Origin of the sequence: Gottfriedia acidiceleris, from assembly GCF_023115465.1 — a bacterium.
GTDB lineage: Bacteria > Bacillota > Bacilli > Bacillales > Bacillaceae_G > Gottfriedia > Gottfriedia acidiceleris_B.
The window spans coordinates 2855573-2877740 of record NZ_CP096034.1; the positions used below are offsets into that span (position 1 = coordinate 2855573).

Annotated in this window: 24 protein-coding genes and 1 pseudogene; 9 read left to right on the forward strand and 16 right to left on the reverse strand. The window is 31.2% G+C overall.

Features of this window, described 5'->3' with window-relative positions:
* Window positions 1-122: 122 nt before the first annotated feature.
* A complete protein-coding gene (locus tag MY490_RS13590; RefSeq protein WP_165346879.1) occupies window positions 123-266 on the forward strand; it encodes a hypothetical protein in 144 nt (47 codons plus the stop codon).
* A 162-nt stretch (window positions 267-428) separates the two neighbouring features.
* Here the strand turns inward: MY490_RS13590 and MY490_RS13595 are convergent, their stop codons facing one another.
* The 5 genes from MY490_RS13595 to MY490_RS13615 all read right to left on the reverse strand — a co-directional run bounded on the left by MY490_RS13595 (window position 429) and on the right by MY490_RS13615 (window position 5132).
* Window positions 429-914, reverse strand: a complete 486-nt coding sequence (locus MY490_RS13595) for a cysteine hydrolase family protein (RefSeq protein ID WP_248266208.1) — start codon at window positions 912-914, stop codon at window positions 429-431.
* 410 nt (window positions 915-1324) lie between these two features.
* Window positions 1325-1591: a hypothetical protein gene (locus MY490_RS13600; RefSeq protein ID WP_248266209.1), complete on the reverse strand. Its 267-nt coding sequence runs from the start codon at window positions 1589-1591 to the stop codon at window positions 1325-1327.
* Between the two features lie 115 nt (window positions 1592-1706).
* The gene (locus MY490_RS13605; RefSeq protein WP_248266210.1) at window positions 1707-2768 is read right to left on the reverse strand and encodes a DmpA family aminopeptidase; all 1062 of its coding nucleotides are present in this window, start codon (window positions 2766-2768) and stop codon (window positions 1707-1709) included.
* 502 nt (window positions 2769-3270) lie between these two features.
* Window positions 3271-3696, reverse strand: coding sequence for a DUF7878 domain-containing protein (locus MY490_RS13610; protein WP_248266211.1), 426 nt, complete (start codon window positions 3694-3696; stop codon window positions 3271-3273).
* Between the two features lie 710 nt (window positions 3697-4406).
* Entirely contained in the window at window positions 4407-5132 is a 726-nt protein-coding gene (locus MY490_RS13615; protein WP_248266212.1) for a MurR/RpiR family transcriptional regulator, read from the reverse strand.
* Window positions 5133-5374: 242 nt separating this feature from the next.
* On the opposite strand from MY490_RS13615, the gene MY490_RS13620 reads away from it, so the two are divergent.
* Window positions 5375-6811 (forward strand): glycoside hydrolase family 1 protein, encoded by a 1437-nt coding sequence (locus MY490_RS13620; RefSeq protein WP_248266213.1) that lies wholly within the window; start codon window positions 5375-5377, stop codon window positions 6809-6811.
* Window positions 6812-6918: 107 nt separating this feature from the next.
* Here the strand turns inward: MY490_RS13620 and MY490_RS13625 are convergent, their stop codons facing one another.
* The gene (locus MY490_RS13625; protein WP_248266214.1) at window positions 6919-7329 is read right to left on the reverse strand and encodes a hypothetical protein; all 411 of its coding nucleotides are present in this window, start codon (window positions 7327-7329) and stop codon (window positions 6919-6921) included.
* 120 nt (window positions 7330-7449) lie between these two features.
* The gene (gene htpX / locus MY490_RS13630) at window positions 7450-8322 is read right to left on the reverse strand and encodes a protease HtpX (protein WP_248266215.1); all 873 of its coding nucleotides are present in this window, start codon (window positions 8320-8322) and stop codon (window positions 7450-7452) included.
* A 579-nt stretch (window positions 8323-8901) separates the two neighbouring features.
* On the opposite strand from htpX, the gene MY490_RS13635 reads away from it, so the two are divergent.
* The 3 genes and pseudogenes from MY490_RS13635 to MY490_RS13645 all read left to right on the forward strand — a co-directional run bounded on the left by MY490_RS13635 (window position 8902) and on the right by MY490_RS13645 (window position 12859).
* Complete coding sequence (locus MY490_RS13635; RefSeq protein ID WP_248266216.1) at window positions 8902-9660, forward strand: L,D-transpeptidase family protein; 759 nt, start codon at window positions 8902-8904, stop codon at window positions 9658-9660.
* A 648-nt stretch (window positions 9661-10308) separates the two neighbouring features.
* Window positions 10309-11076: pseudogene (locus tag MY490_RS13640) on the forward strand (macrolide family glycosyltransferase); the annotation flags it as partial.
* Window positions 11077-11461: 385 nt separating this feature from the next.
* Entirely contained in the window at window positions 11462-12859 is a 1398-nt protein-coding gene (locus MY490_RS13645; RefSeq protein ID WP_248266217.1) for an amino acid permease, read from the forward strand.
* A 68-nt stretch (window positions 12860-12927) separates the two neighbouring features.
* Here MY490_RS13645 and MY490_RS13650 read toward each other — a convergent pair whose 3' ends face one another.
* The 3 genes from MY490_RS13650 to MY490_RS13660 form a co-directional block, all read right to left on the reverse strand.
* The gene (locus MY490_RS13650) at window positions 12928-13617 is read right to left on the reverse strand and encodes a DNA alkylation repair protein (RefSeq protein WP_432707080.1); all 690 of its coding nucleotides are present in this window, start codon (window positions 13615-13617) and stop codon (window positions 12928-12930) included.
* 245 nt (window positions 13618-13862) lie between these two features.
* Complete coding sequence (locus tag MY490_RS13655; RefSeq protein WP_248266219.1) at window positions 13863-14291, reverse strand: hypothetical protein; 429 nt, start codon at window positions 14289-14291, stop codon at window positions 13863-13865.
* Between the two features lie 273 nt (window positions 14292-14564).
* Entirely contained in the window at window positions 14565-15272 is a 708-nt protein-coding gene (locus MY490_RS13660; protein WP_248266220.1) for a hypothetical protein, read from the reverse strand.
* Between the two features lie 294 nt (window positions 15273-15566).
* Between MY490_RS13660 and MY490_RS13665 the strand changes: the two genes are divergently transcribed.
* Window positions 15567-15749, forward strand: a complete 183-nt coding sequence (locus MY490_RS13665) for a hypothetical protein (RefSeq protein WP_248266221.1) — start codon at window positions 15567-15569, stop codon at window positions 15747-15749.
* Between the two features lie 129 nt (window positions 15750-15878).
* On the opposite strand, the gene MY490_RS13670 is transcribed toward MY490_RS13665, so the two are convergent.
* The 3 genes from MY490_RS13670 to MY490_RS13680 form a co-directional block, all read right to left on the reverse strand.
* Complete coding sequence (locus MY490_RS13670) at window positions 15879-16658, reverse strand: DUF817 domain-containing protein (RefSeq protein ID WP_248269375.1); 780 nt, start codon at window positions 16656-16658, stop codon at window positions 15879-15881.
* 72 nt (window positions 16659-16730) lie between these two features.
* Window positions 16731-16952 carry a helix-turn-helix domain-containing protein gene (locus tag MY490_RS13675; protein WP_248266222.1) on the reverse strand — a complete coding sequence of 74 codons (222 nt, stop codon included), beginning with the start codon at window positions 16950-16952 and terminating at the stop codon, window positions 16731-16733.
* A gap of 10 nt (window positions 16953-16962) precedes the next feature.
* Window positions 16963-17445, reverse strand: coding sequence for a DUF2975 domain-containing protein (locus MY490_RS13680; protein WP_248266223.1), 483 nt, complete (start codon window positions 17443-17445; stop codon window positions 16963-16965).
* A 342-nt stretch (window positions 17446-17787) separates the two neighbouring features.
* Here MY490_RS13680 and MY490_RS13685 point away from each other — a divergent pair, with 342 nt between their 5' ends.
* The 3 genes from MY490_RS13685 to MY490_RS13695 are packed head-to-tail and all read left to right on the forward strand — an operon-like array spanning window position 17788 to window position 19138.
* Window positions 17788-18129: a PadR family transcriptional regulator gene (locus tag MY490_RS13685; RefSeq protein ID WP_248266224.1), complete on the forward strand. Its 342-nt coding sequence runs from the start codon at window positions 17788-17790 to the stop codon at window positions 18127-18129.
* A complete protein-coding gene (locus tag MY490_RS13690) occupies window positions 18126-18608 on the forward strand; it encodes a hypothetical protein (RefSeq protein ID WP_248266225.1) in 483 nt (160 codons plus the stop codon). The genes MY490_RS13685 and MY490_RS13690 overlap by 4 nt, the downstream gene beginning before the upstream one ends.
* A complete protein-coding gene (locus MY490_RS13695; RefSeq protein ID WP_248266226.1) occupies window positions 18605-19138 on the forward strand; it encodes a permease in 534 nt (177 codons plus the stop codon). Before MY490_RS13690 ends, MY490_RS13695 begins: the two co-directional genes overlap by 4 nt.
* 240 nt (window positions 19139-19378) lie before the next feature.
* On the opposite strand, the gene MY490_RS13700 is transcribed toward MY490_RS13695, so the two are convergent.
* The 3 genes from MY490_RS13700 to MY490_RS13710 all read right to left on the reverse strand — a co-directional run bounded on the left by MY490_RS13700 (window position 19379) and on the right by MY490_RS13710 (window position 22056).
* Window positions 19379-20038, reverse strand: a complete 660-nt coding sequence (locus tag MY490_RS13700) for a serine/threonine-protein kinase (protein ID WP_248266227.1) — start codon at window positions 20036-20038, stop codon at window positions 19379-19381.
* A 99-nt stretch (window positions 20039-20137) separates the two neighbouring features.
* Window positions 20138-20611 carry a DUF4825 domain-containing protein gene (locus tag MY490_RS13705; protein ID WP_248266228.1) on the reverse strand — a complete coding sequence of 158 codons (474 nt, stop codon included), beginning with the start codon at window positions 20609-20611 and terminating at the stop codon, window positions 20138-20140.
* A gap of 149 nt (window positions 20612-20760) precedes the next feature.
* Window positions 20761-22056: an MFS transporter gene (locus MY490_RS13710; RefSeq protein ID WP_248266229.1), complete on the reverse strand. Its 1296-nt coding sequence runs from the start codon at window positions 22054-22056 to the stop codon at window positions 20761-20763.
* Between the last annotated feature and the right edge of the window lie 112 nt (window positions 22057-22168).

The following is a 22168-nucleotide window of genomic DNA, read 5'->3' on the forward strand; positions in this document are numbered from 1 at the left end:
TTTTAAATCTTCTTTCCCTACATAATAACTTTGTAAACTTTTACATCAGATTAATCTTAGCTTAAAACAATGGATTTATAATCTAATAGTGTTAAGGCATTATTCAAACTAGGGGGAATAAAATGCTTACTAATTTATTAACTGAAATCAAATTTTGGTGGTTTGGAGAGTTACGAGAAGAAATAGAAGAAATTGAACGAATTGAATCCAAACATACAAGAGTTCGATTTGACTCTGATATTTATGAACTAATCCGTATCCATTAGAAGAATATGAGGAAGCTTGTCAAAATTTCCAATAGATAAAATTAGAACCACAAGATCAATCATTTTGTCTTGTGGCTTCTTTGTTTATTCTCAAATTCAAAATAGTGCTCAAAGTACAATGACTTTTAAGAGCACTTATTATGTTATCAATCTATTTCTATACTAAATAATGTATGGGACAACATTGTATGAAATAATGTTTCGATCGCGATACGTTTGAGTTATTACATCACTTTTTGTGCTTAATATTCCATTTTGCAATAAGACTGGTTTAAATCCTCTTTCGCTAGCTCCATTATAAGTAAATAGAACACAATGTTCTGCTGCAAATCCAGCTATTATAACTAACTCAACATCATTTCCTTTCAAAATCTGCTCTAATTCAGTATTCCAAAATGCATTTGAATGTTCTTTTGAAACACAAATATCTTGTTCTTCTACATTAATTTCCGGAATGAAAGAAATTAATTCTGAATTTAGATCATCTACTCCTTCAATATCTTGAACATGTATAACTAAATGATTTTTAGAACGGATACGGTCAGCAACATAATTTATATATTCACAAGCACCTTCGACATTCAATGATTCTTTTTTACCATCTAAAAATATTTTTTGCATATCAATAATAAGAAAACCAATTTTCATTATTTACCCTCCATGACAATCTATATTCCTCTTAAATAATTATTCTATTTGTTTTGTTATAGTCCTACCATTTTTTTAAAAATAGGCTTTTAGATTGTTGATGTTCTTATTCAACCAATCATTTTTGGTTTAACGTATGTATTCTTTCTGCCAGATAAACCTTCTTATATTTTTATCATTGATATAACTATAAACCAACCAAGATATTTACTAAGTAATTGTTTCTTTATTCTCAAATCTGTAAAAATAGAAATAAAAAAGCCTAATCTCTTGATAAATTAAAAATTAGACAATTAAAATGTAATTACCAACACTTTCTTTAATAAATTGTTAAATTAAAAAATGACAGACCATTAATGTGTAGTGGTCTGTCATTTTTTTGACTAATTTACACTTAGACAATTACATTATTAAAATATGTTATTTAATTTTTTAATTTCTTTTTGACTGCCATTGATTGGTAATTTTTTTACACTATATTTTCTTTGATCAGTATGAGGCAGAGGTAAATTCAATATATTTATATTTTTATCAGCGATTACTTTATTTTGAGCTTCAATTTGAACGTGTTCTTTTAGTGTTGAGTTAGTCTTTTTTATACTAATTTGATAAAAAGCCATAAGATTAACGCCTAAACAAATAACAATTGTATAAACAAAAAATATAAATTTTTTCATTATAGCCTCCTAACTTAATGCTTGTCCAACTTTAAGTTTAAGAGTATTTTATGTTAGTGTTTTCGCTATTAGAACTTTATAAAACCTTTCTAGTAAGATTTTTGAATTCCATAATCTATATTAAGTTAATATTGTATTTTTCTACTAAATCTTTAAAAGCTGGTCTTTCATTTCCATCTCTTCCAACAATATGTGTAGCTGTTACTAATGAGTTTAAAACTGCTTCTTCTGTTGCTTCTCCTACTGCTCTAAACGCTAGATCAATATCTTCTTCATGTATAGTCGGAACCGTAATGCAATGCGCTGTTTTTTCATGAGGTATTTTTGTTGCAGTTGAAAAGCCAATGACGACTTCACCGCTTCCCGTTGTAATAATTGAGCCCGTTCTTGATAAACCGGTAATGGTTCTTTTAATTATACGATTTAGCTGCCTTTCAGATACGGGAAGGTCAGTTGCAACAATCATAATGATTGAACCCTTATCTTGTTCGTCTCGTTCTTTTAAAATATGGTCTCGCAATTCCGCTCCAATAGGTTTTCCATTTACTTTTAAATCGCTTAAAATCCCAAAGTTAGATAAGACTAAAACACCCATTGTATATGTACCATGTTCCATCTTCATTACTCGCGAAGACGTACCAATCCCACCTTTTAATGAATAACAAAGCATTCCAGTTCCTGCTCCAACAGTTCCTTCTTTCACATCTGAAGAAGCGTTATTTAATGCTTGAAAAACATGTTCTTTCGTTATGTATCTAGCTCGTATATCATTTAAAAGCATATCATTACACTCACAAATTACTGGGTTAACAGTACCTGTCGTACGACCTATTTCTGGATTACGTTCTAACATATATTCAATTAAAGCGTCTGCAGCTGTCCCGATGCTTAGCGTATTTGTTAAAATAATTGGCGTTTCGATCGTTCCTAACTCATTAATCTGAATCGTTCCCATCGACTTACCAAACCCATTTATAACATGCGAAGACGCGATTAACTTGTCCTTAAATAGATTTTCTTGATGAGGTAAAATTGCTGTAACACCTGTATGGATGTCTTGATTGCTGATCGTTACATGACCTACTATAACCCCTTCAACATCTGTAATAGAATTTAGTTTTCCAGTTTCTAGGTACCCAATATTAACACCATAATCTCTAATTCTTTTTTGACACATTAGATATTCCCCCAGTTTCATATTGAATAAGTGTGGTAGCATTTTAATGAAGTGATTTTAATTTCTAAACTATAAAAAGCCCTTATTCAGAGCTTTATTGTTTAAAAATCTATCCGTGACTTTCATCATAAGTTGATTTCACCTTTTATGATGAAACTTACGAATAATTTTAACAGATAACTTAAGAAATTAGATAATTACTTGATAAAAATAAAAATCTCAATTACTCCCCATGATCATCTTCAATCCATAAATTCCTATTATTAACTAATAAGTAAATTATTACCATCCAGGAAAAATGAACTTTTCCAATTTCGTATCATACCCTGTATTAACCTTGTTTTCTTGGTGGTATTGGCAAACAGGTGCACATCACTTTTATCTTCATGGTAAAAGTGATTTTTTAATTAAAATTTATAAAAAAACACAAGGTAAAATTTTACCCTGCCCTATCAAAATGTACTAAAAAAAAGAGTTACTCTTGCAACTCTTATAATAAAAATTACTGATTAAATTTATCAAGCGTATAATCATAATTGATTTCAATAAGTCCATCATTTAACGCAGTAAGAAACCTATTCACTGACTCAACTAATTCATCTGTATTAATATATCCTGTCGGTTCAAACATTTGCCACACCGAATAAATCCCCCACTTGTCATCTCCTTTATATAGGAAGTTCATAAGATCTTCATTTCGATTAATCGATTCATAATTCATGTTATCTCTTGATCCATTTTCTACCTTTTGAACCCATTCACTTAATTGACTCGCAAACTCAGTTAGATTTAAATTCGGATCATGAAAAAATAAAGTTTCATTTAAATAGATATTTAAAGAACCATCTATATATTTTCCAGTATTGGCAACATAAGCCGGTTCTGTAGGTATATAATCATTTAATATAAACAAGAATTTTATATTCATAAAATTCTCCTTTCGTATTTAGTTCAATCTTTATTTATGTATTTTAGTACTTAATGTTTATTGTTTCCTATTTTTGGTATTTTCCTCAATTTTATTTTTCTTTTTTAGCATTATTTTAGATACTTTAATTATTAAAACCTATAAATTTTTATACGATTTATAAATAAAAAAAGTGGAATAACAATCAGTAATTCGAAGTAGCTTATGTAAACATTCAAAACTATAAATAACTTGTATTTCTACATTTTCAAACTCTCTTAATTCAACTCTTTGTTTTATCGTTTTTAAAATTCGTTACTCACGATCAATTGATTAAAAAAGTAATCCGTTTTTATGTACTGCCAACAATAAAAGACACATTTGGTTTTTTTGATTTAAGATCCAATCCTACCATTTCTTTTGCTTTTTCATTGTATTTCATAGTAAATTCTCCATGTCAACACCCTACATCTAGAACAGTTTTGTTCTTAATCATTTCAAATACTTCATTATTAAAAATTAACTAAACTTCCCATTCGGCTCTGTAATTGTTGAATTCCAAGGATATGGGTATTCCCCATATAATTTGCTTATTTGTTCTTACCATATTTTGAATGTAGTTACCCAATCTTTATGTAATGTGGGATCGATTAATTTCATAATTAATACTCCTTTAGTCTGTGGAGAAATCCCTGCCTATAATGAGTAAAAATATTCATAGAGTATTTGACTTATTGATTAATTCGATAAATTTCGCGCGCTATTGATTCAATTATATAGACCACAGGAACTTGAGTAGTAATATTTGCTTTTTCAAAATACTCTTCTGTTACATAATATGGAATATTTAGATCAGAAATTTTTGCTATTGTTGATAATTTGTTGTTCGTAATACTAATAATTTTACAACCTTCTTGTTTAAGTAAATTAAGATGATTTACTGTGAAAATAGTTTCTCCAGAGACTGACAAAGCGATTGCTATACTATTTTTTGTTAATTTTGAATGGATCGGAAAATGTGGGTCTTTTATATAAAGTGAAAACTTTCCTAAACTTGAAAAATACCTCGAACCATATTCAGCAAGTATACCTGAGCTACCTATTCCGATAAAAATTACATTTTCAGCTTTGTTTATTTCAAAAGCAGCTTCTTTCACTTTATCTTCTATATCCCCTTTTAAAGATCTCTCAAAAAATTCCACTAGCGTATGTTGAGCGCTTTTTACAAAGGTTCGTTTCTCCTCTTCCAAATACATTTTTAACTTTACTTTAAATTCAGAAAAACCGTCGCAATTTAGTTTTCTACAAAAACGTAAAATTGTTGAAGTTGAAACATGTGTTTCATCTGCAATTTCACGTATACGCATATAAGCAACTTTTTCCAAATTTTGCGAAATATAATTATATAAAGATGACTCTAACTCATTAAAAGACGCGATTTGATCATTTGAAAACATTTTATATAGTTCTCCTTTAATAATTAGGTAATAAATATAGTAAATCTATTTATTATCTTAACATACAAAATAAAAAAACAAGGCGTTACATTTATGAAACAATTATTTACTTTTGTGAATAGAAACTAGATTCCATTCACTTATTTACTAACATCTCCGTTAACGTTATGATTCGTTTATATTCTAAATAATTAAAAATATAGACCTATGTAAAAAATTAAAAAGAAATTAGGAGGTAAAAAATGAATCAGTTTAAGTTTCCTAAAGATTTTTTATGGGGTGGCGCTACTGCTGCTAATCAAATGGAAGGCGGATTTTATGAAGGGAATAAAGGTTTAAATATAGCCGATGTTCTTCCAGGCGGAAAGGAAAGACTGAACATTTTACAGTCACCTGGATTTAATTTTGAGATTGATCGTTCAAAGTATAATTATCCTAATCACGAAGGAATCGATTTCTATCACCGATATAAAGAAGATATTGCTTTATTTGCGGAAATGGGTTTTAAAGTTTTCCGAATGTCAATTGCTTGGACAAGAATCTTTCCAAATGGAAATGAATTAGAAGCAAATGAAGATGGTTTGGCTTTCTATGACCGTGTTTTTGACGAACTACACAAACATGGCATTGAACCAGTTGTTACAATTTCACACTATGAAATGCCAGTAAATCTTGTAAAACAATATGGCGGTTGGAGAAATCGAGAAGTAGTAACCTTCTTTGAAAGATATGTGAACACAATCTTTAATCGTTATAAAAACAAAGTAAAATATTGGATGACTTTTAATGAAATTAATAGTGGATTAATTATGCCAATTATGAGCCTTGGTTTTTCAATAAAAGAAGAAAAAGATAAATACCAACCAACATTTCAGGCATTTCATCATCAATTTGTTGCAAGTAGTATTGCTGTCAAAGCATGTCATGAAATCATTCCAGATTCTCAAATTGGATGTATGATTTTATATGCTCCAGTTTATTCATTTGATTCGAATCCTAAAAACGTAATGTATGCTCTTGAAGAAGAACGCTTTTTTAATTACTTCTGTGCAGACGTTCAGGTTCGTGGCGAATATCCGTCATTTATCAAACGCTTCTTTAAAGAAAACAATATTAAGATTGAAATGCAAGATGGGGATTTAGAATTAATTAAAGAAGGCACTGTTGACTATATTGGCTTCAGTTATTATATGTCTAGAACAGAGAAAAAAGAAAAATCCGACTTAGAAAGCTCCCAAGGAAATCTGATTGGCGGCGTTAAAAATCCATTCCTAAAAGCAAGTGATTGGGGCTGGGAAATTGATCCAGTAGGCTTAAGAATAAGTTTAAATCAATTGTATGATCGTTACCAAGTACCGTTATTTGTTGTAGAAAACGGCCTAGGTGCATATGACAAAGTAGAAGATGATGGATCAATTAATGATGATTATCGAATTGATTATTTACGTGAGCATATTAATGCTATGGGAGAAGCAATTCAAGATGGCGTTAATTTGATGGGTTATACTAGCTGGGGTTGCATCGATCTTGTTAGTGCATCATCAGGTGAGTTCTCAAAACGTTATGGTTTCATTTACGTCGATAAACATGACGACAGTAGTGGAACATTAGAACGAAAGAAGAAAAAATCATTTTTCTGGTACAAAGACGTAATTGCTTCAAATGGAGAAAAACTATAATAAAATATATAAAGGAACTTCATGTAATTTGTGAAGTTCCTTTATTCATATTATAAATCCGATAGATGTGTATTTAACATTCAAACATTTTTTAGACTTCTAAATCCTTATTCATTATCTATTCTCACCATTATTTTACCGTCTTTATAAATTGTTAAGTAAACCGTATCACCGACTTTCAAGTCAGGGTGAGAATTTTTGTCTATTATTTCTTTGGCAGTAAATCTGTATTTCCCAGAATCATCACAAACAATTTGATACTGACTTTTATTATCTGTTTTTGGAAGTTCAAGAACTTCACAAACATTAGTTTTTAAATTTGAATCTACGTTCATTAATTCTTCTTTATTAACTAGGGTAATTATTCTTTCAGATTCAGGAATTTTGATAATAATGGGATGTGCTTTAGCGTGATTAAAATTAATAATAGAAATAGATATGATAATTCCGAGGGCTAAAACAAAGGTACCTAAAATTACTCCTGCTGTCTTCAATTTTTCAATTTTATCTTTCTCCAAATTAAAGTACACCTCATCTTTTTAGTATCTATATTCCCTAAAACTATATGAAATCCTTCTTTCAATTTTATGCAATAAAAAAGGCTTTTTACATCGTTAAATGTAAAAAGCCTTTAGCTTTTATAATGATTTTAACCGTTCAATGCGTTTTTCTAATGGTGGATGCGTTGAGAATAATCTTGCGAATTTCTCTTTTCCGCTTATTTTAAAAGCTGCAATCGATTTTTGACGATCATCAACTAATCTAATATTTCGATTTAATGATTCTAAAGCATGAATCATGTTATCTTTTCCACTTAGTTCTGCTGCATACCTGTCAGCCTTAAACTCCCTTTTTCTTGAATGCCAGAAAATTATTGGACTACTTAAAATACTAAATACGATCTCAAATACAACTGAACAAAGAAAATAAACTACATAAGATAACTCTTCTCTTACAAAATTAGAAATAATTTTTGCCACTAAACGGGAGAAGAAAATGACAAAAGTGTTAATTATACCTTGTAATAAAGTTGTAGTTACCATGTCTCCATTTTTTATATGGGCAATTTCGTGCGCTAAAACACCACTAATCGCTTGGCGATCCATGGTCTCAATCATTCCACTAGAAACAGCTACTAATGATCGTCTTTTACTAGGTCCTGTAGCAAAAGCATTAACTTCAACTGAATCATATACGCCCACTTGTGGCATTTTCTTCAAACCAGCAAGTTTTGCTAATCGATAAGTCTCTTCTAGTACAAAATTAAATCGATCAACTTGTGGAGAACGAGGATCAATTATTTTTACACCCATAACCCATTTGGCCATTATCCGAGAGAATAACAATGAAATGATCGCTCCACTAAATCCTGCAATTACACTAAATGCGAGCAGTGCCCAGTATCCCCCATTACCAATATAACGAGGTACACCTAATAATGTTGTAATCGTAGTAATTGTAATTAACACTAAAATATTAACAAAAATAAAGAAAGAAATACGTTTAAACAAAATCGTTCCTCCCTAAATAAATACTTGAAAGACTATCATATTTAACTTTTATTCATAAATATAGAGTCTAATTTCTTATACAATTCAAGAACATAATAAATTCTTAAACTTATATTCATTCTACTATATTACTCGAAATTTGTTATATTAGATTTCTTAAATTTTATGACATAAGAAAGTTTGCTAGATTTTCCCCAGATTAAAGTAAAGATAGGATTAAGATCCCTACTGAAAATCCAATAATTTGATCTATTAAGAATTCACCCGTTTTCATTAAATGAATGATAAAAGTCCCACCAAAAATAATGTTGATTAGTAATGATAGTTGTAGCATATATTATATATTTTTATCTTTTCACCTCCACTTCATTATACCATTTTCCTTAATTAAGTCATTCGTACTACATTCCGTTTTTTTCGCCCTAATAATACAAACTTAAAGAACTATGAAAATTCATTAAAAATGTCATTTTCTTTAGTTATTTTAAGCATATTTAAAAAAAATGACAAATGGACAACTTCTACAAACATAGGATTAATTGATTAAGTCTTTGAAAAAATGATTCGGGAGGGATGGTATTGTTAAGAAAATGGCTTGCTGTTTTAATTTTAACCTGTCTTATGTTTGTGGGTATTGGTATTAAACCTAGCCAGGCAGCTACATCTCAATTCATTATAATTAATAAATCAACAAATCAACTAGCTTACTATGAAAATGGTAAACTCTACAAAGTTTTTAAAGTAGCCACTGGTAAAAGTCCAACTCTGACGCCAGAAGGTAAGTTTAAAATTGTAAATAAGATTGTGAATAGACCTTACTATACAGGTCATATTCCTGGCGGTGATCCAAGGAATCCACTCGGAAACCGTTGGCTTGGATTAAATGCTCGTGGTACATGGGGAACTACATATGCTATCCACGGTAACAATAACCCAAGTTCGATTGGAAAATACGTCAGCCATGGCTGTGTTAGAATGTATGATAATGAAGTAGAATGGCTTTTTGATAGAGTAAAATTGAGCACACCTGTTGTCATTACAACTTCAAGTAAATCATTTGACTCAATAGCAAATGCAAATGGTTACAAAGTAACAAGTAGTAGTGGTGGTTCAAATGCTGTTATCCCAACTGGAACTGTTTTAAAAAAGGGAAATCGTGGAGCTACAGTTAAAAAGCTTCAACAAAAGCTTACAGCACTCGGCTATAATACAAAAGGTGTCGATGGCATATTTGGAAACAATACAGACCAAGCCGTGCGCAAATTTCAAAAAGACCGGCATTTAAAAGTGGACGGAATTGTAGGACCTGCCACGATTAAAGCACTTGGCGGTTTATAAGTACGACTATTATAGAGGATCTTCCTCTATTTTTTTATATTCTAGTAATCTTTTTACTTTATTTATTTTTAACTTATAAAATTAGAATAAATTTTGGTTCTAAATTTACTATTGTATTAAGTAGTACAAATTAGGATAAAAAAAGGTCTTCTACTGAAAGAAGACCTTTAATAATCACCAATATTAAATTGTAGTTGAAATAAATACCGTATAGATTGCACTTTGTGTATTTTGAGGTGTTATATATAATGAAATAGAGTTAGTTCTTGAGACTGGATTTCCTGGAATTGTACTTTTATTTTATTGGAAGTGAAAAAATGTTTACATATTATTCTATGCTCATAGTAGGATTGTTTTGATCTTTATGCCAATGTATATTAATCGAGAATACTCGTTGGTAAATATAAGTAAAAGACGTCAACAGCTACTGTCACATGGACTCCTTTTTCATATACTCCACCCTTTTTTACTATTTAATAGAAGGCATTTGATATACAAAAATTAATAGATAATCTATATTTATTCTCGATTATCAAAATCTAGTAATTTATTAACAATTTCTTTTTTCATCATCTTAGGTATAAATTGAACCAAGGAATGTTTGAAATGGCACGTGTTTTATTTATTAATGGAGGCTCATAAGGGCATATCAATCCTACTGTAGGAGTTGTAGAAGAGCTTATGTCACGTGGTGAAGAGGTTAGCTACTTTTCGATAGAGTCTTTTCGAGATCGAATTGAAAAGACTGGAGCTACATTGCGGACATTTGATGAACAAAAATTTATTAAAGCCTTTCTCTCAGGTGGTCGAACTCGCTTACTAGAACGAATCAATGGTCTATTATATACAGCAGAAGTCGATATACCTAGTGTTTTTGAACAGATTAAAGGAGAGCATTTCGTTTAATATCATACACGATTCAATGTTTAGTTGTGGACGTTTACTTGCTCAAATTCTTAATCTTACCGCAATCAGTTTTTGTACCTTCTTTTGCAAAGACAAAAGAAACATTAGATAAAATGTTGGATAAGCAGTCAAAGAATTTTCCTGAAGATCATTAAACCGATTAATGATGAATTTAAAAATCTGTCATTAAAAATTAAGAAAAAATATGGTATAGAGATCAATTCATATTATGAAGTTTTTTGTAATCCTGCCCCATTAACAATCGTATATACAACTAGAGAGTTTCAACCTGATGGGGAAGTCTTTAATCATACATATAAATTTGTCGGCCCATCTATCGGTTCTCCAATACATCAGGATTCCTTTGACCTTTCTACTATAAATAGTCCTATAAATATTTCTCTTGGAACTGTTTTTAACCGCTCAATTGATTTTTATAAGTTATGTTTTGAAGCATTTGGAAATAGTGAACACTCAGTCGTAATATCAATTGGTAAACAAACCCATCTAGATATTTAGGGATTATTCCTTTAAACTTACACAAAATTTAACACCAATTCAACACCTGAAGCCGCGGAAAATGTGTTAAATAATAACACGTCTTTTAATAAAGCATATCACCAAGCTGTTAATAAGATTTTCCAATTTTATAAAAAGTTAAGTAACACCTTCTCATCTCTATCCTTTTTTTAACTAGTCTTCTTAAGAGTAAAATGAGAGCCGGTGTTCGGCTCTTATTTTTTTATTCAACAATAAATTGATACTGATCCATAACCAATTATAGACTGGCATTGATGCTCTAGTTTTATAGAAATAATTCTAAAATAACTGTTTTAATTTTATACAAATTGGGAATGTATAACTAGTATTGATTAAAATTAAGGAGATCTTTTAAATGGATAATAAACATTCGATAAAGCAGGCAGTACTTGACAAAAAAAGGGATAATCTTGAAAAGGGAAAAATATCTAAACTTTCTTGGTGGCAGCTTTCTTTGATCGGAATTGGATCGATCATTGGGGCAGGTTTCTTTTTAGGTACTGGTTTATCGATCCAAATAGCAGGTCCAGCAATATTACTAAATTACATAATTGGGGGAATCACCGCCTTTTTTGTATTTAGTGCACTTGCGGAAATGACAGTAGCCGACCCAGAGCCAGGCTCTTTTAGAACGTACGCGAAAAAAGCATTTGGTAACTCGATGGGATTTGTATCTGGTTGGATGTATTGGTTATCTGGTGTATTTATAATCTCCAGTGAAGCTGTAGCACTTGGAACCTTTGCTAAATTTTGGTTTCCGAATGTTCCTCTTTGGATTTTTACAGTTTTCTTTGTCATTATTGCATTCGCTATTAATCTTTTAGGAGTCAAAAATTTTGGGAAAATAGAATCGATTTTCGCCATAATAAAATTATCTACTTTAGTTATCTTTATTTTATTTGGGATATTATTAATATCCCAAATTATTACCCCAGAATCTACTTCAGTTAAAGGTTTAAACAGCATTCACCCATTTTTAGCAACCGGAATGAAAGGAATGTGGTCAGCTTTAATATTTGTATTTTTTTCTTTTGGAGGCATAGAAATAATTGGAATCGCTTCATCTGAATTGAAAAATAGAGAAGAAATTCCAAAAGCGGGAATCGGAATGCTCATTGCACTAGTTGCTGTGTATATTTCATCTATTTTCTTTGTACTAATGATGGTACCTTGGTCAAAAATTAACGCATCAAAAAGTCCCTTCGTTTCAGCTTTATCGATTTTTCATTTTCCTTATATCGATTCCTTTTTCAACTTAATTATTATTAGTGCTGCTTTATCAACGATGGTGGGGTCTCTTTTCTCAGTTACTAACATTATGGTTTCTTTAGCGGAAGATGATGAGGCCCCAAGGAGAATAGCAAACAGGGACAAGCGAGGAACTGCTTTAAAAGCATTATTTCTAACGGGGTTTGCAGTAGCTATTTCTTTAATATTATCTTTTATTCTACCGGGAAAAATATATGAATATATAACTACCGCAGCAGGCGTTATGATGATTTTGAATTGGACAACAATCTTATCATCACAAATTAAACTAAGAAAAGAAAGAGTTAATAATGATCATTTTAAAATGTTCGGTTACCCCTTCACTTCTTACTTAGGCATTCTATTAATACTAGTTGGAGTCTCAGGCGGATTAGTTCATGCAACTCAAAGAATGGGAGTCTTTATTAGTTTAGGTTTAATTCTCATTATCTTCATCAGTTACTTTTTTATTTTCAAAAATGGAAAAAAGTCATATCAAAATTAAAGAAAAAGCTGAATCGAGATAATGATTCAGCTTTTTTTTTGAAAATTTCAAAAAAATAATGTGATACTTTAACACCTTACATGTTTTCGTTTAAATCCTAATAAACCTTTTTCTAAATCTTTTTGAATTTTTTCAGAACAAAGTAAAATGGTGCTTTTTTTCTTGTCCTTTTTCATTTCGACTGGTCCAATTGCTTTTGCAGTTTCAACAGCTTTTTCATGTTGAGGTACATATGAAATTGCTACTGTATATACAAAATTATTCATCGCAGATTTTGTTCGTTCTGGAGATTCATGGATTGTATCTCTCACCTGGTCAAGCAGTTTTGAAATCTTGATTGCATCAAATTCAGTATCCGAGCGATTCCCTAAAAGCCAACAATAACAGCTCCAACCAGCTGACATTTTAAGTTCATCTCCGCTTGCAATCCATTTATCGGCTACCTCTTGCGCAATATCAGCTTCAGCTAAAGTAACTGCAACTACATAGTCTGAAAGCATATAGAAATAAGCTCCATCAATCCAACTTTCAAAGTCTTCTTCAGTCATTTTCAAAGGCTCTGCAATAATACCCGCAAAATACATCGCATCGTAATTACCTGTTGCATATAATTGATTCGCTAATTGTTGATCAAAATTAATTTTTTTAGCAATCGGCTTCATTGCGCCTGTTGCCACTCCAAATAGTGGTTCATGTGCCCCGTTACTTATGTATGTCTTTTTTGTCCTTTCCTTACCAAGTGCTTCTAGCTCCTGCATAACAGCTTCCAATTCCACTGTTTTACACTCCCTTTCTTCACATTCCCACTACATTGTTTCCTTTTTTGAAAAATTTTTTAAGAAATACTAAAATAGTACACAATATTAATCTAACATTTATACTTTTTAGACCACTACAATATTATATCATTTCTGCTACTACTAATTGTCCAACCAATTCTTCCCTATAACATCAAAAAAATAAGCTGCCAACACAACTCATTTACTAAAACATTATTTAATCATTACAAATCTATGTATTTTATTATAGTTTTTATTGATTTTGCATTCTCAATCCCAACGCTTCGATATCCATTAAATCCATTAATTTTTATGATAGCACCACTTTTTGTGAACCAAAGTAATGAACTATATTCAACTGTTTTATCTAATGGACTTCTGAATGATAACTGAACATCATATTTAGCTAAATCAACAATTGGTTTTTCTATTTTTTTACTAAATAAAAATATTTCTTCTAATTGATTTAATTTTGCTTGTTTTTCTACTTTTACTGGTTTAAATTTGATTACATTTTCCCCAAAATTTGTGTAGTTATATCCAATCCATATTTCATTTTTTCCTTTGGTATACTTCATTTTTTCAAAATAAAATCCACCTAAGCATAAAGCTAGGATTGCTACGCATATCAAAAATATATATGGCTTTCTCAATTTGGCCCCTCCGTAAAAAAGATCCGCTTTCCAATATGATATAACCATATTTTACCATTTTTAGAAGTAGTTTAATATAAAAAACATTTCAAGTTTCATCTATTTCACATATTTTACTAGTTGTATTTGATGACTAGATTTTCCTGGGTTGCACATAATTAATTTAAGTTTTTTCCTTTATAGTGGGTTTATTAAGTAAAGCAAAAACTCGCTATACTATTTAGCGAGTTAATTTTTGTATATAAATATAGGTGTATATGAGAATTTAAAACATTACTTTGGTATAAATTTTCCAATCTCATTTGACAAAATTGAAGTGTCCCACGGATACCAGTAGTAGTTAGCACCGTCAAATTCAATCGTATACTTAAAAGCGATTGGTTCATCTGTATACAATACAATTTCATAGTGAATAGAATCTGTCTGATCATTATTTGGTTGAAAATTTGAATCTTCCTTACTATTCTTTAAGATATCCAGAAAGTTAACTATTTTTTCTTTGTGTTTAATCTCTGATATCTTTTTCCTGTTAGGTGAATAAGATTGGTAGATTTCAATCAGATCTACTTTTTCGATTGGTACGTCTTTAAAATACCACTTATAATCAGTTGTTCCTTTTGCATAATAGATTCTATATCCATTTATTGCAGTTTTGTCTCTTAAGGCAATTAATTCAGGATTACCCTTGATTGTATAAATTTCTGTTCCTTTCTCATGGAATGCAGCATCTCCATCTTTTATTTTATAACTGGGATTTGTAACATGATCTGCTACCCTGAATTTTACTTCCCCTACTTTTTCATCAATAAATTCTTCATTAGCTAAAATTCCTGATTGTATGCCATTGTACTCAACCCCGTTCCACCTAACAAAGTCTACCCAATCTATAATTGATTGACTTTCTGAATGGGTGAAACGACAAGCGACAAGTAGTAAAGGCAATATGATAAACGATAGTTTGAACAGACTAACTCTTTTCATTAAATCCCCCTAAATAATTGTCTATTTTACATAGTATTTGAATTTAATAGGTTTGATGCTTGATGTCCAGTAAATCCTTGTCCTTTTCCAATGAAATTCCATAGATCATTTAAGCACGCATTAACAAATAGATTATATCGATTAATTCGAACTCCTCTTAATTTCCTAAAGTGAATTAATATGAAAACGATCTCTTATTTACCGTGACAAACGCACATTTTTTATAAAAAGTTGTCTTTGAAAGCACTTACATTTTACTTGCACATAAAATATATTGAATGGAGGGATGAATGAATGGAAAGAATTTTTTTAATGTTAGCTAGTATTATTGCTGGTTTCGCTTTAATCAAAATGCCTTTAGCAGGCACATTCTTATCAAGTGTAGAGCCATTAACAGATTTAATTGGTATTTTAGCTATTTTAATTTTCTCCCTTTTCCTAATTTACAAAGGGTTTATGAGTCTTATCGGTAAGTAGAAAGTATATTAGGTTTAGGCATCTTATTGAAATATACTAACGATCCAAATTATTAAATAAACCTGTATCTGATTACTAGTTAATCTTAGATACAGGTTATTTTTTTTATGATGCCAAACATACATACTTCTACATTTTTGCTTTTTTAGTGTTCTTTCCTTTAATTCTCTTTAACGTAGCTACGATCAGAAAGCTTACAATTACTAATAAGAGCCATGAACTTACTTTACCTAGATGAACTAAACTCCATGCAACTGACTGATTAGGATATTGCCAAGCACCAAAAAAGGTAGCAATATTTTCGGCTATCCAAATAAAAAATCCAATTAGCACGAAAGATAGTGCAATTGGCATACGGTACCTGGTTCCATTAACTTCATAAGTGACCCAAGATTTCCAAAAAACAATTATGACAAGCCCTGATAACCACCAACGAACGTCAATCAAAAAATGGTGAGTAAAGAAATTCAAATAAATTGCTGTTGCAAGTGAAGCAACTACAAAAAATGGTGGCCAATTAACTAGTTCAACATTCAACCTTCTCCATGCTTGACATAAATAACTTGCAACACTTGCGTACATAAAACCACTATATAGTGGCACTCCAAATAATTTGGAGTATCCTTCCCCCGGATAAGCCCAAGAGCCCATATGTACCTTAAAAAGTTCAAGCGCAAGTCCAATTAGGTGAAAAAGTGTGATGACCTTTAATTCATCCAATGTTTCAAGCTTAGTACGCACCATTAACCATTGCATCAAAATACAAATCAAAAGTAACCAATCATATCGTGGTAGTAATGGCAGTGGAACAATTTTAGTAAAAGCTAAAGAGGCAAAAATTACAACAGGAAAAATACATGATAAAGCCTGCTCCCAACCAAATCGAACAAGTTGTTTGAACGCTCTTATAAAATGTGACTCAGCCTTTGGAAGTATTAAATTCACAATTAGCTCTCCTTCATAAATTAATATTAATCTCAACTAACTATTGTTTTCTTCATCAATTTGATACTCTAAAATATCTCCAGGTTGACAGTCTAAGGCCTTACAAATCGCTTCTAAAGTTGCAAATCGAATCGCTTTTGCCTTACCGTTTTTCAATATCGAAAGATTCGCCATTGTAATTCCAACCTTTTCCGAAAGCTGAGTTACACTCATTTTCCTTTTTGCCAACATTACGTCAATATTGATAATAATTGCCATGTTCTTCACCTCAGACTGTTAAATCATTTTCTGCTTTTATATCAATTGCTTCTTTCAAGAGCCTTTCTAGAACCGCTGCAAAAACTGCAATTACCAATGAAGCAAAAATCAAGACCATGCCAATAACCATAAATCCTGGAGCGTCATCCATATCAGCAATTAAATAAAAAAGTGGTAACCCTAGTACATACAATACACTGATTGCGATTGCGCTAAATTTTATTTTCTTTAATGCGTTAACCGATAATTCCGAGAATGCTTTGTTTTTATCTATGTAGCTTAAAAGTTTAAAAGCTTGATAAAGAGCAAAATAGAAAGGAATCGCTGCAGCATATAGATCGATAAAAATAAAATATTTCATTAAAGCAATATTCGGATACAGTTCTGCAGCAAATTCTGCAATCTTCGGAACCACAAATAGACACAATGCAAGAACTGGGAGTCCAATAAGAATCACGACTAGTTTTAAAAAGAGAGTTGACCCTCGTTTCATAAAAGCACCTCACTAATTTATTTCCACTTTGAATTTACCATATAATTTATCGTTTCACAATAAATTATTGTTGTTTTTTATTATATTATAATTTAAGAAATTATCCTTACATTTTATAAATCGTAAAAAAGGAATCGTCGCGTATAAAAAATTCTGATACGACTCCTAAATCATCCAAACCCTCACCAACACGGAAAGAAAAAGTTTTTATTAAGTTTGAGTTGAATTAACTTTACAGATTTTTTATACTGTTAGTAACATATTACTGTTAATAACAGTATACTATTAATAACAGTTTAAAATAATTGTGAGGAAATTATACGAATATAGGAGGTTTAATAAATGAAACATACAGGCCGACATACTGGTGCGTTTCTTTTATTGTTTTTAACAGAGGGAGACAGTTATGGCGGGAAGCTTTTGCAGAAGTGTGAGGAAGAACTACCAATAAATCCGATAGACAGTTCGATCTTATATCGAACTTTAAAGCAATTAGAGACTGAAGGTGCTGTTGAATCTTATTTAGGTACATCAGAGCAAGATAAACCGATTAAGATGTACAAAATTACTGAAGTTGGAAAAGAAAAATTGAAGGAATTTCAAATAAACATTGAAGAAAAGCTTAAGAATTTAACATTTTTCATAAACAAATTCCATGAATGGAAAGAAGGAGAAGAATCATGATTAATGCTTCGATCCTATACAGTTTAGCAATAATTCTTACTATTATTTCATTTATAAAAGATCGAAATAAAACGAAGGAAGCTCTATTAAAATCTTGGAGAATGTTTTGCAATATTTTACCTGAAATTTTAACTATTATGTTATTTATAGGACTATCCTTATCCTTTTTAACGCCTACAATGGTTTCATCAATTATTGGAGAACACTCTGGGGTGAAAGGAATTATACTATCTACATTAATTGGTTCTGTTGGACTAATTCCAAGTTTTATCGTTTTTCCTCTTGGAGAAACATTAGTCCAAAATGGTGCTGGATTACCACAAGTAGCAGTGTTAATGTCAACATTAATGTCAGTAGGAATTATCACATTACCGATGGAACAAAAATTATTTGGAAGAAGTTTTGCATTTGCACGTAATGCAAGTGGACTTTTAATGTCTCTTTTATTTGCATATATTATTTGGTTGGTGATGGTATGAGTCAATTAAAAAAATATCGTTTCTTTTTTATTTTATTACTAGCGTTAATCGTTCTAACCTTAATAAACCACTCACTTGGAATGAAAGCATTTCATTTAACTGGAAGTAGTATTTTAAATATGCTGTTTCTTCTCCCACCTGTTTTAATTTTTGTTGGCTTACTTGATAAATGGGTTAAGAAAGAAACCCTTATTAAATATATGGGAGATAAATCTGGTATTTACGGTGTTCTGTTTGCTCTCTTACTAGGAGGTATTGCAGCTGGTCCTCTATACCTAGCTTTTCCGATTGCCGTACTTTTATTGAAAAAAGGAGCAAGTATTCGCTATGTTGTTTTCTTTTTAGGAGTTTGGACAACGGCTAAATTACCTGTAGTTATCTATGAACTTGCTTCATTTGGTATTAAATTTACACTTATTCATTTATGTTTTGGCTTAGTATTTTACTATTTAATGGGCATCATTTTTGAGAAGTTTTATAATCATAAGCAATTGTTAAATTATGAAGATCACCAAGATATATCTATCTAACTATTTACTGTGAATAATTGATAACAGACTCTTTATTAAATAAATATTAGTGAAAAAAGAGTACAAAATGAGGAGCAAATTTTTCCTCAACAAAAAACTACATGAATAACTGTAAACTTAAGAAGACTAGCGCGTATGCTAGTCTTCTTGAAATGTAAACCGCTATCTATTATAATCAGGTGAATTGTTCAATTATCTAGCCTATTTCACTTGTCGTAACATTACTCAAAGTGGTTAATCTTAAAGCTTCCTCTTCAATTTTTTGTAAAATCTATATGAGTGTCTAGTAAAATCCAAAAATTTCAGCGGGATTTTTATAGGTACATTATACAAAGTTTTTTTATATAGTTTATAGTAGGCTTTGACTAAATCTTCCCACTTTTCATCTTTTCCTTTTTTGTAAAAGTCAGATATATCCACAACGTATCCCCTACCATCTTTCATCATCACGTTTTTCCCATGAACGTCGTATGGATTTAGCCCCCGACTTATCGCATACTTAAGTGCAATATTTACATCATTAATCACACTCTCAGGTATTCGAACACCATTTGCAAGGGCGTTGTATAACGTAATACCTTCTAATCTTTTTAATACTAGATATGATTCACCGAATTGGATTAATTTTGAATAAGCTGGATGCTCTCCTAATTGTTTATAGACTTGAACTTCTTTTTCTAAACCATCTAGATCTTTTCCATACACTTTAACAACCACATTTGGTTCAGAATGGTGTATAAAAACAGCAGCATAATTACCAGATCCAATACATTTCCAGCCTTCAGGTATATTCTTTACTACTATTGGATCATTTGGACGTTCACTCTTGAGATTTACATTCTGAATTAATTCCTTTTCAATTAGAACTTTATATTCAGATTGATTTGTTAAAATAGACATTCGTTTACCCCTTTATATCCGTTTACTACTTTATCTAAACCTATTATCATATTAAATTTTATCAATCGTTTTAATAATGACTTATAAAAGTTAAAGACTTTATTTCCTAAATAACTGACCTATCTTGTTTTTATTATTTAAATTACTATGGATTAGTTTCTCTAATTCCTTTTCATTCGTATAAGAACTTAAATCTTTTCCATACCATTCATCAAGTTGTTGTCTTGTCACAGTATATTTTTGATCAGCAAAATCAAAAACAATCGATTCTACGTTTTGGATCAATGCAAATAAGTAGGTTGCATTATTTATGATTATATTTTTAGTATTAGCCGGTAAATTCTTATATTCAATCGTTATACTATAAGGCTTCTTTTTTGTTTGAAGTGACATTTTGGTGAATTCATTATGATTTGGTAATCGTTTTATAATGCTTCCTACAGCACTGTTATTACCGACATAAGAATTTTTATAATGAAAAATATCCTTATTTGTGTGTGTGTTGCTAAAGGAACAGCAGGTTAAACTGATCAATAATAATATGAGTATGAGGTAACCTAAGATTTTTTTCATATTTCCCCCTTTGCTCTTTTAATTGATGACGAATTCAATTCGTTTGCAAAAAAAGTTACGATTTTACTAGGAAATTAATTAAACTTCTTTACAAGCGCAAATTGTGAAATAGGAGCTGATTATTCAGCTCCTATTTTATCTTATTTATTTTACAGATGAAGACCTTGTTCGCGTTCTTTCTTTCCTCCACGTGACCAAATCACGACTGGAATAAGGATTAGGGATAAGATTCCTCCAGCTAATGATAATGTTGCATAACTTGAATTCGCAACAATCATTCCAGACAATGCGCCACCTGAAGCCCCTGCTAGTGCGACAAATACATCCACAGTTCCTTGAGTCTTGGCGCGTGTAGTAGAATCTGTTGAATCAACGATTTGAGCAGTCCCACTGATTAGTCCAAAATTCCATCCTAATCCTAGTAAAGAAAGAGCAACTACTAGTAGAATCATCGAATCACTTGGTGCTGATGCGGCTATTACTCCTGCTAGTAATAAAGTGGCTCCAGATGCAATTGACATAGCTGTTCGCCCTATTTTATCTACAAGAATACCTGTAATGAGTGAAGGCAGATACATTGAGCCAATATGGAACGCAATCACAATACCTACTTCGTTTAGTCCATGACCGTGATGTTTCATGTGAATAGGTGTCATTGTCATAATAGCTACCATAACTATTTGCGTCAGTACCATTGTCGTTGCACCTACAGTAATACCCCTCTTTGCTTTCAGACTTTCAATTTGTGTGGAATGAACTACATCCACTATTTGTGTTTTATTTGACTCGATTATTTTTGCTAAAATCAACGGGTCAGGATTAAGCATCATGAAAAGAAAAAGGCCGGCCAAAATAAAAGCAGTTGCGGATAAAATGAATGGACCTGCAAGTGCTGGCACGCCAATGGAGACTGCTAATTTACCCATTGGGCCTACTAGATTAGGACCTGCAACCGCACCAAATGTTGTGGAAACCATGGCAATACTAATCGCTTTTGCACGTTGTTTATTATTTGCTAAATCAGTTCCCGCATATCTAGCTTGCAAATTGGTTGCTGTTCCTGCACCGTAAATCAAGAGTGATGCAAATAAAAGGATTATACTGTTTGTCATTGCCGCAATTACTACACCGATTGCTCCAAGTCCACCAGTAAAAAATCCTGCAGCAAGACCGATTCGTCGACCAAATCTTTGAGAAAGCCTACCAACAATTAATGCCGCTCCTGCTGAACCTAGTGTAAAAAGGGATGCTGGAAGACCAGTAAAAGCATCTGTCCCAAGCATTTGTTGAGCTAGTAGTGCACCGACTGTAACTCCGGCAGCTAATCCTGCTCCACCAAAAATTTGCGAAATGCTAACCATCAATAGTGTCCGTTTATATAGCATTTTTTGTTTTTCCTCTGAATTTACATAATCCATTGCAAAATTATGTGCTCGATTATTCATTTATACACCTTCTTATAGTCGTGTGATTTTTAAAAAATAATTGCAATAATATCAATGAATGTAAGCGTTTAATTTACATCTCTTTTATTTTAACAAATATCACTTTATATCA

What these genes read in the sequence shown, in the direction of transcription:
- MY490_RS13590 (WP_165346879.1), top strand. Translation starts at nt 123, where the DNA reads ATGCTTACTAATTTATTAACTGAAATCAAATTTTGGTGGTTTGGAGAG.
- MY490_RS13595 (WP_248266208.1), bottom strand. Translation starts at nt 914, where the DNA reads ATGAAAATTGGTTTTCTTATTATTGATATGCAAAAAATATTTTTAGAT.
- MY490_RS13600 (WP_248266209.1), bottom strand. Translation starts at nt 1,591, where the DNA reads ATGAAAAAATTTATATTTTTTGTTTATACAATTGTTATTTGTTTAGGC.
- MY490_RS13605 (WP_248266210.1), bottom strand. Translation starts at nt 2,768, where the DNA reads ATGTGTCAAAAAAGAATTAGAGATTATGGTGTTAATATTGGGTACCTA.
- MY490_RS13610 (WP_248266211.1), bottom strand. Translation starts at nt 3,696, where the DNA reads ATGAATATAAAATTCTTGTTTATATTAAATGATTATATACCTACAGAA.
- MY490_RS13615 (WP_248266212.1), bottom strand. Translation starts at nt 5,132, where the DNA reads ATGTTTTCAAATGATCAAATCGCGTCTTTTAATGAGTTAGAGTCATCT.
- MY490_RS13620 (WP_248266213.1), top strand. Translation starts at nt 5,375, where the DNA reads ATGAATCAGTTTAAGTTTCCTAAAGATTTTTTATGGGGTGGCGCTACT.
- MY490_RS13645 (WP_248266217.1), top strand. Translation starts at nt 11,462, where the DNA reads ATGGATAATAAACATTCGATAAAGCAGGCAGTACTTGACAAAAAAAGG.
- MY490_RS13650 (WP_432707080.1), bottom strand. Translation starts at nt 13,617, where the DNA reads ATGCAGGAGCTAGAAGCACTTGGTAAGGAAAGGACAAAAAAGACATAC.
- MY490_RS13660 (WP_248266220.1), bottom strand. Translation starts at nt 15,272, where the DNA reads ATGAAAAGAGTTAGTCTGTTCAAACTATCGTTTATCATATTGCCTTTA.
- MY490_RS13665 (WP_248266221.1), top strand. Translation starts at nt 15,567, where the DNA reads ATGGAAAGAATTTTTTTAATGTTAGCTAGTATTATTGCTGGTTTCGCT.
- MY490_RS13675 (WP_248266222.1), bottom strand. Translation starts at nt 16,952, where the DNA reads ATGGCAATTATTATCAATATTGACGTAATGTTGGCAAAAAGGAAAATG.
- MY490_RS13680 (WP_248266223.1), bottom strand. Translation starts at nt 17,445, where the DNA reads ATGAAACGAGGGTCAACTCTCTTTTTAAAACTAGTCGTGATTCTTATT.
- MY490_RS13685 (WP_248266224.1), top strand. Translation starts at nt 17,788, where the DNA reads ATGAAACATACAGGCCGACATACTGGTGCGTTTCTTTTATTGTTTTTA.
- MY490_RS13690 (WP_248266225.1), top strand. Translation starts at nt 18,126, where the DNA reads ATGATTAATGCTTCGATCCTATACAGTTTAGCAATAATTCTTACTATT.
- MY490_RS13695 (WP_248266226.1), top strand. Translation starts at nt 18,605, where the DNA reads ATGAGTCAATTAAAAAAATATCGTTTCTTTTTTATTTTATTACTAGCG.
- MY490_RS13700 (WP_248266227.1), bottom strand. Translation starts at nt 20,038, where the DNA reads ATGTCTATTTTAACAAATCAATCTGAATATAAAGTTCTAATTGAAAAG.
- MY490_RS13705 (WP_248266228.1), bottom strand. Translation starts at nt 20,611, where the DNA reads ATGAAAAAAATCTTAGGTTACCTCATACTCATATTATTATTGATCAGT.
- MY490_RS13710 (WP_248266229.1), bottom strand. Translation starts at nt 22,056, where the DNA reads ATGAATAATCGAGCACATAATTTTGCAATGGATTATGTAAATTCAGAG.